This is a genomic window from Paraprevotella sp. (genome assembly GCF_986071375.1).
In genome coordinates this window covers 73,036-90,838 of record NZ_CFQRNQ010000004.1, presented here as the reverse complement: position 1 = coordinate 90,838, position 17,803 = coordinate 73,036, and the positions used below count along the sequence as shown (strand labels likewise).

Annotated in this window: 5 protein-coding genes; 4 read left to right on the top strand and 1 reads right to left on the bottom strand. The window is 52.0% G+C overall.

Annotated elements, in window-relative coordinates; genetic code table 11:
- Positions 1-33 precede the first annotated feature (33 nt).
- The 4 genes from AC5RDV_RS03640 (at position 34) to AC5RDV_RS03625 (ending at position 14,844) form a co-directional block, all read left to right on the top strand.
- Complete coding sequence (locus tag AC5RDV_RS03640) at positions 34-1,296, top strand: hypothetical protein (RefSeq protein WP_282748015.1); 1,263 nt, start codon at positions 34-36, stop codon at positions 1,294-1,296.
- Between the two features lie 141 nt (positions 1,297-1,437).
- Complete coding sequence (locus AC5RDV_RS03635) at positions 1,438-2,400, top strand: FimB/Mfa2 family fimbrial subunit (protein WP_130894229.1); 963 nt, start codon at positions 1,438-1,440, stop codon at positions 2,398-2,400.
- Positions 2,401-2,431: 31 nt separating this feature from the next.
- Entirely contained in the window at positions 2,432-3,391 is a 960-nt protein-coding gene (locus AC5RDV_RS03630) for a FimB/Mfa2 family fimbrial subunit (protein WP_282748013.1), read from the top strand.
- A 59-nt stretch (positions 3,392-3,450) separates the two neighbouring features.
- Positions 3,451-14,844 carry a choice-of-anchor Q domain-containing protein gene (locus tag AC5RDV_RS03625; RefSeq protein ID WP_282748012.1) on the top strand — a complete coding sequence of 3,798 codons (11,394 nt, stop codon included), beginning with the start codon at positions 3,451-3,453 and terminating at the stop codon, positions 14,842-14,844.
- 82 nt (positions 14,845-14,926) lie between these two features.
- On the opposite strand, the gene uvrA is transcribed toward AC5RDV_RS03625, so the two are convergent.
- Positions 14,927-17,734 (bottom strand): excinuclease ABC subunit UvrA, encoded by a 2,808-nt coding sequence (gene uvrA / locus AC5RDV_RS03620; RefSeq protein ID WP_282748011.1) that lies wholly within the window; start codon positions 17,732-17,734, stop codon positions 14,927-14,929.
- Positions 17,735-17,803 lie beyond the last annotated feature (69 nt).

The following is a 17,803-nucleotide window of genomic DNA, read 5'->3' as shown; positions in this document are numbered from 1 at the left end:
TTAATTGTTTTATTCATTTAAAATTTAACTTTTATGAAAATGAAAAATGGAATGTACTTGTTTGCCACGGCAATCGTGGCCAGTACGATGGGATTGGCTTCTTGTTCGAGTGACGAGGAGGTCGCCGGAGGAACGGACCTCGGTTCGTTGATTAACGGGAAGAAGAACGATGTGACTTTGGCTCTTTCTGTGAAAGGGGCTGTGGACAAGCGTTTGAGCCAGGATGAGGCTAACATGGGTACTACCATCCAAACCATCAGCAACATTTATGTGGTGCCGATGATTTCCACCACTGCTCCTCAAGCTTCTTCCGCTTATCTTAATCCGATTAAGATGCCGGATTTCACCAATGGCCTTTCTCTCGTGGAGGAAACTGCGAAGTTGAACGAGAACATCAACGAGTTCAAGGTGTACGGTAATATCAGCGCATTGGATGAAAGCAAAATTTTTGATGGAGTGACTTCCACATTGACACAGACCACTGCGCCTTATGATGCCGAGAAGGTGACAAGTACGTTGTACAAACCGCATGGATTGTATTATTACGGTCATGCCGGTGTCACGGGAAATCAGATTTATGGGGGAGAATCTTTGAATGCCGCAAATACTGCCATTACTGCGGGAACGTCTATTAAGGGTTATAAAGCCATCAAGTTGTCCAATGTGAATTATGCCGTGGGCATGTTGGCGGCCGGTATTATCAATGGAGATGCTTCTACAACTTGTTTCTATGATACCCCAGAGTTGTCAGGTGAGGGTAAGACGGCAGGAGCAGCCGGTATAAAAGTACACAGCATCATTATCGGTGGACAGTCCCAGAAATTGGATACCGATTTTGAACGGGTTGGTACTGATTTGGTATCCATCTATGAGACAGCTACCGGAGTCAACACTGACGGATTTGTAGACCAAGCCGTTTCTTTCGGCCTGTCTGACGGAAAGGTGGCAGGGGCATCTTTCTATTCCGTAGTAGCCGCTACGAAGGATAACGAAGATGTATCTATGAATATCGTATTCGAGATGCCTGAAAATACATATATCAAGAATGATAAGGGAGAAACTTTAGGTGGAACTACAATCACTTACCTCTTCTTGCCGTTGGTATTGACGGATGACAAGGCAAACGCTGATGATGGAAAGGATGTTTTCATGAAAGACTACACTACATTGCTGAATGCCACTGTAACCGACTGGGGACGTGTGTCCGGTTCGGAAGTCATTTCAACGGATGTCAATATCGGTGTGGAAATCAATACGGCTTGGCAGAAAGGTGTGACCTACGAGGAGGAAATCTAAACCGTAGGCCGTTTCCCTGTTTTCTAAAAAGGAAGGGAAAGTCCACTCATCACAGCAAGGTTGTGCGGCTTTGTGCTGCACAGGCCGTGCGGCCTTGCTGTTTTTCAATAGCAGAATGAACAGAATTGAATAAGGATTTTGATGAAACGAATGAAGACGAACATAGACAGATATGGCATAGGGGCATGCATGGTGTGTGCTTTGTCCTTGGCCGCGTGTATAGACGAGGATTTGTCCGATTGTCCTACAGGCGTAGAGATGCGGGACATTACGGTATCCTACCAGATAGATTTGCAGCACGGGGTTGATCCAGAGTTCGACGATGCTTTGCATTCGCTTCATTTAGGTTTTTGGAATACGCCCCAAAGCCTGTATTATGACAAGATGTTTGCTCCGCAGGACATGCCGGAAGACCTCTATTTTAAGGTCACCCTTCCTATGGGCGATTACGACCATATCGCGGTGGCCAATCATAATAATGACATGGTGACGGGAGGCGTGCATGCTTTTGGGAATGACTTGTCCGGAGTATGTGTGGATGAAACGCCGGTGGCGGGAGATACAGTCCGGGCTTTGGCCTATGCTCCTTTTGTCGGCCTGTTGAGTTTGAAGTTGGAGAACCGTGACCAAGAGCACTATACGGTGCTGATGAGTCCGGTAGTGGGCAAGATGAAAATCCGCGTGAACCATCCTACCACGCTGGCGAACGTCAAGTGCTACCTGTCGCAGACCAAGGGCGGGTTCCGTTGTTGGGCCGACGAATATGTCGACCATGACAAGATGGTGACCGACGCTTCCGGTTTCAGGAAGACGGTGAGCGGCCAATGCGACGATTTTGTCTTTTATTGTTATCCCACCTTGGGGGAAGGTGTCCGCCGGTACGCCACGAAGACCACCGGCACGTGGAAATTGTATTTCTACTCTGAATTTGAAGATAAGATCATACAACATATATTTACCGTGACTGAACCCATAGAGGCGGGGCGCGTGTTGGAAGCCGAGTTCGACATCACCGAATCGGGGGGCGAATCCGTAGACATCACGGCCGGTGTGGAGATAGACACCGATTGGAAGCCGGGTAATGATTATGAAGGTGAAATGTAACTGGTTATGAACGATGTAAGGAGAAAAGGATATGGAGCATAAGGTACGGAAAGGGATGAAATGGCTGTGGCTCTTCTGTCTGCTGTGTTGGACGGCATGCGGAGGGGAAGAACCGGCCGGTGAGACTTTGTTGCCACCGAAGGATTGCGAAGTGACAGTGTCGGTGAGATTGGATGCTGCTTCTTTGAGAGGGATGGGAGACCCCGGTTCCGGTACGGGCGAAGGTACGGCAGAATGGACACGGATTGACATCTTCCTTGTGTACGATTGGGGGCAAGTGCTTCACTATTCGTTGGGTGAAGATTATGTGTCAGGCAAGGAACAAAAGTTTTACGCTTTTGCCGGAACGGTAAGGGATGTATATGCCGTGGCCTACAAGGAAACAGGCGTGACGACCGTGACGGCCTCTTCGGAACAGGGAATCCAAGACTTGCAGACGGCATTGCTTTCTGGTTTTTCTACGGCAGAAGAGAAAAAGGCCTATTTGCTCAGCCTTTTCAGCGGCCGGGCCGGAAAAGCCATAGAGGTCGAAAAGGAAAAGATTACCACAATCAAAGTAACCCTCCAACGGATAATAGCCAAAGTGGACGTGCAGTGGGATGCTCAGGACGCTTATTCTCCCGAAGGTTATGTGGAAGCCCGGATGGGAAGCATCACACTTTACGGGACGGAAAGGGGATGGTTCTTCCCGCAATTCCATCAGGCGGAAGAAGCCCTTACGTACGCAGACTATTACCAAGCGGACGATGCGGTGAGCGAACGTAACGGACGTACCTATTTCTACACCTTTTCCGGACAGAAGAATAAGTTTACATTCAGTGTGTCCCATAAGAAGAAGGGAGAAGGCGCAAGCGAGAAGACCGAATACACGGCGGAATTTCTTTCACCGTTGGATGCAGCCTCGTGGCATAAGGTGAACCTGTCTGTGAAAGGAACTTCCTTTGAGGCTGAAAGTCATGACTTGCAGCTGATGTCCAATCAAGGTAATTAACACGTAAAATCATTATAATCATGTATATGCCTGTAATCAATACATTCAATGTACGAAGGATGTCAGAAAGACGTTTTTCTTTGTTTATGGTGTTATGGGGGCTGATGGCTTTGGCTGCCATGGCACAGACACGTTATTACGTGACTCCGGACGGTCAGGCTCCGAAGGTGGAAAATGCTTGGGACGGACCGTTTTACGGGTTGGAAGACGCTTTGTCGAAGGCTGTCCCCGGTGATGAAATTTGGGTGCAGGGACTTGAGGCAGGAGCCGTGTACAAAGTAGATGCCAAAGACAAGCCTTTTTTCCTGAAAGCTGGCGTGAGGCTCTATGGCGGTTTTTATGGAAATGAAACCGATGTGGAGCAGCGTGCCACGCAGGGGAAGGCCTGCAGCTTCACTTTCCGTTCGGTGCTTTCTGCCGACTTGAATGGCGATGACCGAATAGATCCTACGTCCTTGATTTATACGGGGAACACTACCCGGCAGGACAATGCGGTACGGGTATTGGAAGTGAGCGTGGATTGTGCGCAGTCGGATAACAAGAACAACGAGCGCTCGGTGGTGGACGGATTCACCATCATGGGCGGGCATGCGGAAGGGCAAAAAGGTGGAGGAATAGAAGTGAAAGGCGGGGAGTATGCGTGCGCCTATACTATCAGCCGGTGCTTTTTCTTCAATAATTATGCCGCTCAGGGAGGAGCCCTTTATGTAGAGGGGAATGCCGATGAAGCTACGAACACGTCGTTGATAGAACGTTGCATGGTTTACAATAATGCGGCGGGCCAACGCGGGGAATTAAGAAATGCCGGGGGAGGAATCTGGTTGGAAGGTGCCGGCACGGTAGTGAATACTTCCGTGTTTAACAATGAGAATGGGGGAGTCCGTATATCTCCTTCCTCCCGTGTGGTCAATTCTACTGTGGCCCGCAATACTGTAGCCGGTATCGACATGACACGGCAGACGGATGATTATGCGGTGTTCAATACCGTGGTATGGGGGAATACGGCACTGTTTGATGAAATTAGCCCGAAGTTCAAATCTTCTTCTTACCATGAAGTGACGGATGCGGGTGGCATCGACGCGGATGGCAATATTTATGTAAGCGATAAAAACAACGACCGGTCCCAGGCTTCACCGTTCTTTTCCAGTCCCTCCCAAAAGACGAGTTTCGACCGTGATTTCGATTGGAACAATGATGCTTATCCGATTTGGGCATGGGAAGTGTTGGAGGGCTCTGCATTTATAGACAAAGGTGCCGACGAGGTCTACACGGATTATGGAGAAGTTGACTTGTCCGGTTATCCACGTTTTTCTAATGGCAGGATAGACATCGGTGCATACGAGTTTCAGGCGGTACCGGCCGAACGGGTATTGCGTGTCAAGCAAGGGGCTTCGTCGGTCGGTGCCGATGGCAAGAGTTGGGAGACAGCATTTCCGGATGTGCAGGCAGCCATCAACCGTTTGGCCGAGACCGGACAGGCGGGCGAGGTCTGGATAGCCCAGGGAGAGTATGCTCCTACGGAGTTGATGGAGAACGGCAAGCAGCACACTGCGGCTTTCATCATGAAAGAAGGTATCAACGTTTATGGTGGTTTTGCCGGGACAGAGACCCGCAAGGGAGAGCGTAAGCTTAAGGACGGCGGCATGCCTTGGGAATACGAGTACCTGACGGTATTGAAAGGGTCCGGTTACGTCAGTGAGGATGAGACGGGGCGGAAATGCGTATGGTCTGAAAATGACCAGAAATGGACGGTGAGCGGTAGCAATTCCAGTCATGTAGTATGGTTTGCCCGTATGGACGGGAGTGCTTTCACTCGTTCCACGGTACTTGATGGGGTGACCATTAAGGGAGGAAGTGCAAGGGTTGAATATGCGGGGGATTATGACGGCGACAGAGGGGGCGGTGTCTATATGCAGGCTAATGCCTACCTTAATAATTGTATTGTCACGGAGAATTCGGCCGAAGGGAACGGAGGCGCTGTATATATGGAAGGCGGATGTGTGAGCGGTTCGCTGATTTATAATAACAATGCCGATGGTAGCGGAGGAGGTGTTTACATGGACAATACGGGCATTGTCTTGCGGTCTATGTTGGCTAATAATTCGGCTGACGATGGAGGCGGAATATACATGGCAAGCCATGAAGCCTGGTTTGACGGGCGGCATCCGGAATATCTGATATTGTCTACTTCGGTGGTCAGTAACAATACGAGCCGTAAAAATGGTGCCGTATATTGCGACCGGGGAGGGGTGGTGTTGCATGCCACTATTACGAACAATAACACGCCGAATGGGGCAGATGCGAGTGCGAGCCGAACCTCCCGTACGGGTGGACTGTATGTGGACGAATATGCCTTGGTGGTGAATTCCGTATTGTGGAACAATCAGATTGATGGCATCAACGTTCCTGTTTATGCTGATAACTCTTCGGTGGATAAGGTGCGTTTCTTTTATACTGCTGTTTCTGGCATGGGCAATGCCGTGTGGAACAATACCCTCCAACAGAACTTGATTTCGCTGACGGAAGCCAATTCCCGTCCTGAGGAAAGTGTGATATCTCCGGACTTTGAAACGGAAAAGATGCCCCAGGATATCGGTGTGCAAGCCGGTTGGACTTCGGTGGATTATCATTGGATACCCCAAACCGGGTCTAATTTACGGGCCAGGGGACTTACATTGGGGCAGTTTCCCGAAGACGTTTTGCTGAATCCGGAATTGGATATTCGCGGGACGCTTTTCGCACAGAAACCTTGCTTGGGCGCCGTGGCCGTCAAGGCCATGCCGTTGCATCCGCAGGAAGACGGGGATGTCATCCGTTTGTATGTGGATATGGAGTGTACCACTCCGAGCCACGACGGAAGCAGTTGGGAGAAAGCTTATCGTTCCGTCAATGAGGCCATAGCTTGCTTCGCAGCTTATGATGAGGAGAAAGCCCGTGGAAAATCATTCGAGATTTGTATTACAGAAGGAGATTGTTATCCGCGCTATGCCTTTACCAATTTGGATCCTAAGACGGCTACTGTGAATGTATCGAGAATGCCGGGCGGGGCGACGTTGACGATTAAGGGCGGTTATCAGAGAATGGAAGGAGGAGTGGGAGAACGCGATCCTTTGACATATCGTACTTGGATTAATGGGAATCCCGATGGTACGGCTCTGGAAGACGGCATTTACCATTGCATTACCGTCGAGGCAGGAGCCAAGGTGGTGTTCGACGGATTGCATGTTACAGGAGGATATGCTGCCGGGGAAGCTACAAGTACCCAAGGGGCAGGTTTGTTGGTGGCTTCCGGAGCCGACGTTACCGTGAGGAATACGGTTTTCGAGAATAATACGGCGGTGAACGGTGCGGCTATTTCGGCTTCCGCAGCTAAGCTGACGTTAGAGAATTGTGTGGTCAACAATAATACGAATACTACGGAAACCAATCCGGTCATTTTGTGCAACGACCTTACGATGTACCATGTCACCGTGGTGAACAACATGGGGTCGGCTCCTGCCGATATGGGGGCTTCTTCTTTTTCTGCCGGGAACACGGCGGGGGCTGACACGTTCACCGGAGCTTCCTTGGGGGTTGAAGGGGCTAAAAACTTTGCCAATCCCACGAATCAAGCCGGTGCGACCATGGGATATGACACTTATCTGGGCGGCTATTCCAGTTTCTTGCCGAATACCAGTTCCGCTGAGGCCGGAAGCTTGATAAACAAGGCTGCCGGGACACCTTCGCATTTGGATAAGGACATTGCCGGGAAAGGGCGTAATTTAGGTGGTATGCCGGACAAAGGTGCTTACGAGGCCGACCTGCCGGAGAACGGGACAGTGCTTTATGTCACGGCCGGCGGGGCAGGCCGCAAAGACGGCTCGTCATGGGAAAATGCCATTGCGGGCAATGAGGTTTACGACCTTGGCGGAAAAAACACATTAGGTGTTTCCACAACAGATTCGCGTTATGTGGGTTTCTATGATGCTTCGGCTCGTCCTTATGGTGAGACTTCCGGAGCTAGCAAGTTGTTTTTCGAGCATTTCAATGAAAATAATCTGGAGGCCAGTAATGTGAATTACAAGACGGAATTTTATGATGGAGTGACCCATGTGACGGGTGCCTCTGGTATCAATATCCGTAACAAACGTTATGAACGGTATATTGGCGGATTGCAATATGCCGTAGAGCGTGCGGCGTCTTCTGCCGAGAGCGGCCAGCGTGTACAGGTATGGGTGGCCGGAGGAACTTATACCGACTATAAGGGTTTCGTCATCCGAGACAAGGTGGAGGTATTGGGCGGTTTCCCGGCTTCCGGAACACCGGGTTTGGATGACCGCCATCCGTTGCTCTCGCAATACATCCCGGCCAATCAGGAGTCGGAGGGCTTGGAGAAGAATTTATATGAAACGATTTTGCAGATACAGGAAACCAATCCGGTTAACAATTCCGGTAGTTTGCCGGGTAGGACCCGTAAGCCTGTGTTGTTCCAACCGGATGTGTGTTTGCCGACCAAATCACCGTCGGGTCGGGAGAGTTCGTATAGCTATTGGGAATGGGGATGGACTTGGAATGATTGGAGCAACCATTGGATAAATAAAGGTTATGGCAACTCCGTTCCTGGAGCGGATGAGACAGCTTCCAACACCTACCGTTGGGAGAACCAAGAAGGAGGTTATGTGGAATATGAAGGAGCCACATGGGACGGTTTCACAATCCGTCACGGATTTTATAAGGATTACCAAGCCAATCGAGATGGTGGTGCAGGCGTGCGCATGTTCCGTGGCGTGACCTTGCAGAATTGCGTGGTGACGGAAAACTACAATTCCTCCGGTTGTACGCGTGGGGCGGGGATTTATTGTGACGGAGAGAACAGCAAGGTGGTCAATTGTTTTATCCTGAACAACCGTAACGAAGGTGGCGAATCATACGGCGGTGGCATGTACATGATTCTCGGTACCGGGTATAACAACTTGGTGGCTAACAATTATGCACAAACCCATGGGGGTGGTATCTTTATCGAAGCGGCCACTTTCTACAACAATACGATTGCTTATAATCAGTCTAACGGAACGGGCGGATTGCATCAGTATTTTAGTGACAGTTATGGTTCTGCCAACTTACGTCTTTACAACTGTTTGATTTATGGCAACGGCAATGCCGCGTTGGGCTTTGTGGACGTGACAAAATTCAATGGGGCGTACAATAGTTACATACAGTCGAACGTAACTTTAAGCGACGAAGTCTTACGTCGGCTTCACGACTGTTATTCGGGTAGTGCTGCATCGTCCAATCCTTTCGAAAAGGGAGATGAGGCCGCGACCGAGAATAATTACAGGTTGAGTGCTGCCACGGTCTGCTTGAACCATGGTACGGAAGATTTGGGAGACAATATATCCCTTCCCGCCACAGATGTTGACTTCACCGACCGTATCAAGGACTGTACGGTGGACATCGGGGCATACGAGCGGAACAATGAAGATGCCGTGAAGGCTGATGCCGACGGAATATTTTATGTGACTTTCAACGGAAAAGGGACTGCCGTGGGAGATTCTCCTGCGAATGCGGCCTGCGCCATGAAGTTGCAGGAAGTGTTGAATGCAGCCGGACGGTTGGCGGCAAGCCGAGACGGAGTGACGGTGAAGATAGCCGGGTACGAAGGAGCTAATGTAGAGGGGGTGGTTTATCATGCCAATACGCTGTCTGATCCCAAAGACCCGCAAAGTTATACTTTCGTCATTCCTGCGGGGGTGACGGTCAAGGGTGGTTATTGGGAAGGTACGTCTACGGAGGAAGGAAACTGGGATGAGGCATCTCCACGCGATGCAGCCCGTTATATGACTGTGTTGAGCGCGGTTTCCGAGGCCACAGGTACGCGCCAAGAGGTGAACGGCTACCATGCCGTGCAGTTTGGCACGGAAGCCACGGCGGCATTGGAGAAGCCGGCCGTGCTCGACGGTGTCTATTTGGAGGACGGGCAGGCTACGTCTACCGTCGGGTATGGAGATTCAAGAACCCGGGGGGGCGGAACCATTGTGCCAAAGAATGCCCATGTGCGCAACTGTGTGGTGCGTAACAATACGGCTACGGAAGGTGGCGGGCTGTTCGTTTTGCCCGGTGGACGGGTTTCCGGATGCGGTGTGATGGGCAATACGGCTGAAAAGGGAGCCGGTATCTATGCCGGTACCGAAGGGAAAGATATGAGCCAAGTGGAAACGCGTTCTTATATTATCTCCTCCACGGTGGCAGGGAACACGGCTACAGGTACGGGGGGCGGTATATTTGTGGAGCGTGGTGCGGCGTTGACAGCCAATACCGTGGTATGGGGCAATACGGCTCCTAGCGACAAGAACGTGAGCGGTATCACGCAAGAGGTTTACCCGGATGCTTTGTTTGCTTCTATCGACTCCAAGGTGACGGCTTTCTACCCGTTTAATAACTGTTTCGTGGAGACGTATGAAATGCCGTCCAATTACGGCAACAAGTCAATGACCACGGAGTGGAAACTTTATTTCAAAAACGACTATTATGTGCCAAGGGAGTTCTCGGCATTGATCAAGCATGGGGCACCGGTAAGGTTTCAGAAGAATTGGGTGGACAAACTTGATGTTTCTATTTACGATATGCAAGGCAATCTTCGTGCGGAGAATACAAGTGACGAAGAATCTCTGATAGATGCAGGAGCCTATGCGCATCCCGGGGGGACGATGAAGATTCCGGAGAATGCGCATGAGGTGGTGCGGCGCATTTTCGTATCTCCTCTCAACAATACGGAATTGACAGAGGAAGAAGCCGGACAGGAGGGCGAATTGTTGGGATGTTCGTTCTATACCAGTCTTTTCCATTTGGGCGATGCTTTGGAGTATATCCGCCAGGTACGGGCATCCAAGGTCATTCCAAATGCAAAGGACATTGAATTTGAAATCTGGTTGGCTGAAGGCACGTATAAGCCTTTGTACACTCGTGAAGGTGGGGCGGACGAGAGTGCGGGAGAACCAAGCCAACGTGACAATTCGTATGTCATTCCAGACAATGTCAAGTTGTTCGGTGGGTTTAAGGGAGACGAACCGTATGCCTGGGGGGAGATATTCTTGGTGAATGCAAGCGGAGTTCATTTTGAGGATATATCAAATTATGCTCCTGAACAGATACAGGATTTGTTGAACAAACGTGAATCAGGAGAGTTTAGCGGGAACGGTGTGAAAGAGCCCTGGGATTTTGCCCACCAGACCATCCTTTCCGGACGTGTGAATGTGGCTGAAGGCGCACGTAACGTGTACCATGTGATATATAGCAGGGCAGAAGACGACGTTACGGACAGCAAGGGCGTGGTATTGGACGGATTGACCATTATGGATGGCGAGACGGCTTCTACATTGGAAGGACAGAAGGAAATTGGACGAGGAGGCGGTATATATACCTATGGCGTAGACTATACATTGAATCGATGCCGGCTGTTGAATAATAAGGCTGTGCGCGGAGGCGCATTGCATGCCTTGAATGCGGATGTCGTCGTATCCGGTTCCGTGTTTGCCGGAAACGGTACGGTGGATAATCCTAAGGTAGGAGAAGGGACTACGGTGAATGACGTCCGGGGAGGAGCGGTATACGTGGCCGGAAGCCGCGGTGGAAAGGCTTCGTTCAAAGCCGTCAATACGCTTTGGGTGAACAACGAGGCAGACGGGGCTTTGGACGGACAACCTTCGATGGGAGGTGCCTTGGCTACGAGCGGTGAAGATGTTACGGTGGAATTGATGAACAATACCCTTGCAAGGAACAAGGCCAGTAAATATGCGGCTTTGTATGTGCCCGGCGGGTTACTGACCAATACGGTGGTATGGGGCAATGAAGGGGAAGGTGCACCGGTATCAGTAGCTAAAATGGTCTATTCAGCTTCCGATGTACCGTTGGAAGATAATGTGGTGTCGACCGGATTTGTACAGCTTGATTCCCGAAACAACCATATTGACGGGCCACGTTTCTCCCGTCCCTCCACGGTGGCCGGTGTCGAAGGATATGTGTCGGATGCACGTTGGAATCCGGGAGCTATTTCTGTTTTGGTAGATGCCGGTCATGGTGAAAAAACAGTCGGGGGAGAGGAATCGGGAGCTTACTGTGAATGGATGAACAGCAATAAGGAGGCGTACCAAGGATACATGGCGGGGGACAAACGTTATGCCGGCCCGAAGGATGAACAGGGACAAGAGCAAGACAAGAAGATAGATATAGGTTTGTATGAATACCAGTATCCGACTAACCTGTATAGCTTGGATGCCGTCTACGTGGCTACGGAAGAAAGCGGCGACCGTTCGGGGGAGAGTTGGGAGAATGCTACTTCCGACTTGCGGGGCGCTTTGAATGCAATGGCCAATTCCACCGGTTCGCAAACTAATCCTTCGACCATCCAGAAAAAGGTATTCATCAAAGCCGGTGAATATAGTATTAAGACCAATTTGTACACGGGCAATGTGGCTTACCAAATCAATATGGGCACAACGGAGGATATCGTGACAAAGAGTCTGACGGTGAAAGGCTCTTATAACGATGCTGGTAAACAGGATTTTGGCCAACCTACGGTAATATCGGCTAAGGATGGGAATACCATCCTGTTGGATGTCAGTACCAAGGGTAAGCCGGTGACTGTGGAGGGCTTGACATTCCGTAGCGGTAATACCGGTGTCCGGGCCAATGCTTCCGGCGAAGGCAAGCTCACATTGAAGAATGTGGCTTCACGCGCCAATATTACAGGCATCGACTTGACGGAGAGCAACGGGGATATTCTGATTGTGAATACCTTGATGGGCGACGGGCAGACTGGACTGAGAGCCACGACAGGAACCACGGTGGTCAATGCCACCTTTGCGCAAAACCAGAGGAAGGCTGTGGAAGGCACCCCGAAAGCGGTGTACAACTCCGTGGCATGGAGGAACGGCGAGGAGTTGGACGGGTTGTACGGAAAGGGAAATGTCTCTTTGGGAACAGCTGAGAACAGCGACATTGAGCATGGACCGAACTTTGTGGATCCGGATAATGGGGATGTTTTGTCACGTGACTACCGTATCCGTCCTAACCTGACTTTGTTGGACAAAGGCGACAATGCGGCCTATCAGCGTGAGGTGTTGGGAAAAGAAGATGAACCGATTCCGTCTGCCGAAAGCGATTTGGCCGGAAGCCAGCGTGCGGTGGGGGAAGGCATCGACGTGGGAGCATACGAATATGCGTCGGAATTGAAACCGGTGATTTATGTGAAAGCCGGTGTGGCAGGAGGAGACCAAAGTGGAAGCGACTGGGCCAATGCCATGGGCGATTTGCAAGGGGCTGCCGATTTGGCTACAGTATATGCCCAGGGCCACGAAGGGGAGAACGGTTACGTGTTTGTACACGGGAACGTGAAAGGCTTGCCGTTGCGCCTGGCCCGCCAGAATGTGAAAGTATATGGCAGCATGGCCGATGAGGCCGGAGAAACACCCGACGCCGTGTTGGCGGCACGGAAGGGCTTGTTGGAAGTTTCCGGACGTTCTTCCTTGTCCTCCCTGGAAATGACCGGTGCCAGTGTGGTGGACGGCTTTGAAGTGAAGGGCGAAGATAACAGAGTTTCCGCAGGCATGTTGTCTACTTCTATCCTTGCATCCGGCAGCAAGTTGGATTTGGGAACCGGTGGAGTATTATATAATAGTATTGTGGACGGGGCGACCGTGTACGGGCAAGGAAAGGCCGTGAACGTGACGGCTGTGAACGGCGGCACGTTGGGCGATGCCTCGAAGGAAAACACGGTGGAGGCCGGACAGGAGAACGGTTATGTGGCCGATGGATATTGGGCATACCAGTTGAAGGAAACGGATACCGGGAATATCGATGGCGGGAAAACGGATATCGAGACTTACATGACGAGGGTCGGACATGAGAAAGACCTTGCGGGTAACCTGCGTGTGCGTGGCACGGTGGACAACGGCTGTTTCGAGACATGGAACGTGGAAGGGAGCGCGGAGGTGACGGACGGTGACTATCCGCATGGAAAGTCAGTGGTGTACGTGCGCGAAGGCGGTGAACTGCGCCTGAAGCGCGGCTATGCTTCCGCATCGCCTTTCAACCCCGGGTTCTTGTTGTTGGAACACGGTGCCGGCTTGTGGGGCGGAGGCAGGCAAGTCGCTTTGACGCACTTTGCCGCAGAACGCAAACTGGTGGCGGATAACGGATATAAGGACTTGGTGGCTATGCCATTCCGTGTAGACCGTATGACAGTGGACGGGAAAGAGGATGCCCAAGTAGGCATATTCCGGTATGACGGGAATTTGCGTGCAGGACATGACTACGCTTTCGAGGAGAGTGATTCGAAAGCTTGGAGGGATATTTCTTCGGGTGTGCTTGAGGCTGTGACGGAAGGGTTGCTCTTTGAGGCACCGGAAGGACATGACAAGGACATGACCCTGCGTTTCTATGGAACGGATTACAAGGAAGACGGACAGCCGAAGAGCATCGAATTGAAGCAGTATAATTTCAATGCTCCTTGGAGTTCCGCTGATGAAGACGGGGATAAGTTCACCCATAAGGAGAACATGGGATGGAACCTCTTCGGTTCGCCATACCTCTGTACGATGAACTACGAGGATATGGAATATGGCCGTGTGGTGTATGGCTATGCCAATGATGGGTATTACACGGCTATGGGCTTGTCATCCGACGGTACGCGTGTACAGGGTAATATTCCTGTGGGCAGCGCAGTCTTTACGCAGACGGCAACCCTGAAAGAAAAGGAGACGTTTGACGTGGGGATGCGTGCCGAAGAAGTGCAGGAACCGGTACGTAGTACGGACTTGGCGCTTTATATTGCGCCTGAAGCAGGCAAGCGAGGCGTGGAAACCGGTGGCATCCATGACGAGTTGCAGTTGATGGCGGTGCCGTCGGAAGAAGCCTCGATGGAATTCGACTTGGCGCACGACGGCGTGAAATGGATGAACGACAACGGCGAACCTGAAATCTTTGCCGTACGCGACGGCGGACGTTATTCGTTGCTTTCGGCCATCGACCGTGAAGGCACGATAGGCGTGGGCGTAAGCCTGCCCGAAGCGGGAATGTACTCCATCGGCATTCCGGAAGACTGCGAGGCCGGGGATTATGAATATGTGATACTGAAAGATGCAGTGACGGGCAAGGCTGTCGACCTGAAAGAAGGGGCTTACTCGTTCCGGACGGCGGAAGCGGGAGTCGCTGAGGGACGCTTTACTTTGAGTTTCAAACGTATGGATGCAGACCAACGGCATGATATATATGTGAAGTCCGGTATGGGCAAGGCCACCGTGTTTGGTGTGGCCGACGGCGATGCCGTGACTGTGGTGACGGTCGACGGTAAGATTGTGGCTACCGAGGAGGCTACAGGAAACGAAGTGGCTTTTGTACTGGCAAGAGGGGCTTACCTCTTCAAGGTGGCCGGTGCCGACGGACGGACTACTGTGGTAAAAGCCATGGTCCGGTAGAGGATAGTGGATTTTAAGGTTGGTGAAGCCCCTTGCACGGTGAATGTGCGAGGGGCTTCTTATATGGTCAGGCCGCCGGACTTCAGAGCTTTTCTTTCAGGTAGCGACCCGTATAGCTGTCCGGGCAGGCCGCTACTTCGTGCGGTGTGCCGCACACGACCACGTTGCCGCCTTGCGCGCCTCCTTCCGGACCGAGGTCGATGATGTGGTCGGCACATTTTATGACATCCATGTTGTGTTCGATGATGACGAGCGTGTGGCCGCGCAGGATGAGGGCGTCGAAAGCCGCCAACAGGCGTTTGATGTCATGGAAATGCAGCCCCGTGGTCGGTTCGTCGAAGATGAAAATGGTAGGTTCCACCTTTTCCATGCCGAGATAGTAGGCCAGTTTCACGCGTTGGTTCTCGCCGCCCGATAGGGTGTTGGACGATTGTCCCAACTTGATGTAGCCCAGTCCCACGTCTTGTAGTGGTTTGAGCTTTTTGGAAATCTTGGCTTGCCCCTGTGCGTCGAAGAACTCGATGGCTTGGTTCACTGTCATGTTGAGCACGTCGTAAATGTTCTGCCCGCCGAATTTCACCTCCAACAGGTCGCTTTTGAACCGTTTGCCGTGGCATGACTCGCATTCCAGCACGAGGTCGGCCATGAACTGCATTTCCACCGTGACTGTCCCTTCGCCCTTGCATTCCTCGCAACGTCCGCCTTCGGTGTTGAAAGAGAAGAAGCCGGGCGTGAAACCCATTTGCTGGGACAGCGGTTGTGCGGCGAACAGTTTGCGTATCTCGTCGTAAGCCTTGATATAAGTGACGGGGTTGCTGCGCGAGGATTTTCCGATGGGGTTCTGGTCCACGAACTCGATATTTTTTACCATTTGCAGGTCGCCTTCCAGTCCGAGGAACTCTCCCGGGCGGTCTGCCACTTCGTCGAACTGCCTTTTCATGGCACGGTAGAAGATGTCGCGCACGAGGGTGGACTTGCCTGAGCCGCTGACTCCCGTGACCACCGTCATGACGTTGAGCGGGAAGCGTACGTCGATGCCGCGCAGGTTGTTGGCCCGTGCGCCTTTCACTTCGATATAGTTTGTCCATGGGCGTACGCTGTCCGGCAAGGCGATGGTTTCCTGCCCCGTCAGGTATTTCACGGTGTAGCTCCGTGTGTCCTGCGGTTTCTCGGCCAACATCTGCTGTAGGTCGCCTTGGAACACCACCTCACCGCCCAATCGTCCGGCCTGCGGTCCGATGTCGATGATGTAGTCTGCCGCACGGATGATTTCCTCGTCATGTTCTACCACGATGACCGTGTTGCCTAATTGTTGTAATTGCCGGAGCACACGGATGAGTTTGTCCGTGTCGCGGCTGTGTAGTCCGATGCTCGGTTCGTCTAAGATATAGAGCGAACCCACCAGGCTGCTGCCCAATGACGTGGCCAGGTTGATGCGTTGGCTTTCGCCGCCCGAAAGCGTGTTGCTCAGGCGGTTCAGGGTGAGGTATCCCAGTCCTACGTCGAGCAGGAAACGGATGCGGTTGTTGATTTCTGTGAGTAGGCGTTTGCCCACTTCCGCCTCGTGGGCGGTGAGCGTCAGCGTGTCGAAGAACTTCTTCAGTTCGGTGACGGGCAGGTCTACCAAATCCGAAATGGCCCGCCCGCCCACTTTCACATATCCGGCTTCGGGACGCAGGCGTGTGCCGTGGCATTGGGGGCAGATCGTCTTGCCCCGGTAACGCGCCAACATGACGCGGTTCTGTATTTTGTATTGGTCTTTTTCCAACATCTTGAAGAAGTTGTCGATGCAGACTTCCTCATCGGGCGATGAAGCACCGGCCGTCCCGTGCCATAGATAATCTTTTTGTTCCCGGGTCAACTTGTAATAGGGTTCAAAAATAGGGAAGTTCACTTTCTGAGCCCTACGGCAGAACTCCGTTTTCCATTCGCCCATCTTTTCTCCGCGCCAACAGACCACGGCTCCGTCGTACACGCTGAGGGCCGAGTTGGGGATGACCAACTTTTCGTCGATGCCGATGACCCGTCCGAATCCCTCGCATACGGGGCAGGCACCGACCGGCGAGTTGAAGGCGAACAAATTGTCCGTCGGTTCCTCGAACGTGATGCCGTCCGCTTCAAAACGTGTGGAAAAGGAGTGCAGGATACCCGACGGCGCGATGCGCAGCATACATTGCCCGTTCCCTTCATAAAAGGCGGTTTCGGCCGAGTCTGTCAGTCGGGAAATACTGTCTTTGCTGTCATCGCAACTCATGCGGTCGATGAGCAGATGGATGGTGCGGTGTTCGCCTTTCGACGGGTCCGAGGACAGTTCCAACATGAAGTCTTCGATGCGCACGACCTCGCCGTCCACTTCGATGCGCGAGAATCCTTGCTTGAAGTCGCTGTCCAGTTGCTCTTGAAGGGTACGTCCTTCACGGACCTGCAACGGGGCGAGTACGGTGAAGCGCGTGCCTTTGGAGTAGGACAACATACATTGCACTACGTCTTCCGTGGTGTTTTTTTTCACTTCCTGACCGCTCACGGGGGAGAAAGTGTGCCCGATACGGGCATACAACAGGCGCAGGTACTCGTAAATTTCAGTGGAAGTCCCTACGGTGGAACGGGGATTGCGGCTGCTCACCTTTTGCTCGATGGCGATGGCGGGCGGGATGCCTTTGATGTAGTCGCATTCCGGTTTGCTCATTCGTCCGAGAAACTGCCGGGCATAAGCCGACAGGCTCTCCACGTAGCGTCGCTGTCCTTCGGCGTAGAGTGTGTCGAACGCTAGCGAAGACTTGCCCGATCCGGACAGGCCGGTGATGACAATCAGTTTATTGCGCGGAATGTCCAGGTCGATATTCTTCAGGTTGTTCACCCTTGCCCCCTTGATGTGTATGTAGTCGTTCATCAGTTGTTTTCGTTAATTGTCCTTATGTTTGCAAAGTTAGTCAATGTTTGGCAAAGGCATGATGGATTT

What these genes read in the sequence shown, in the direction of transcription:
- AC5RDV_RS03635 (WP_130894229.1), top strand. Translation starts at nt 1,438, where the DNA reads ATGAAACGAATGAAGACGAACATAGACAGATATGGCATAGGGGCATGC.
- uvrA (WP_282748011.1), bottom strand. Translation starts at nt 17,734, where the DNA reads ATGAACGACTACATACACATCAAGGGGGCAAGGGTGAACAACCTGAAG.
- AC5RDV_RS03625 (WP_282748012.1), top strand. Translation starts at nt 3,451, where the DNA reads ATGTCAGAAAGACGTTTTTCTTTGTTTATGGTGTTATGGGGGCTGATG.
- AC5RDV_RS03640 (WP_282748015.1), top strand. Translation starts at nt 34, where the DNA reads ATGAAAATGAAAAATGGAATGTACTTGTTTGCCACGGCAATCGTGGCC.
- AC5RDV_RS03630 (WP_282748013.1), top strand. Translation starts at nt 2,432, where the DNA reads ATGGAGCATAAGGTACGGAAAGGGATGAAATGGCTGTGGCTCTTCTGT.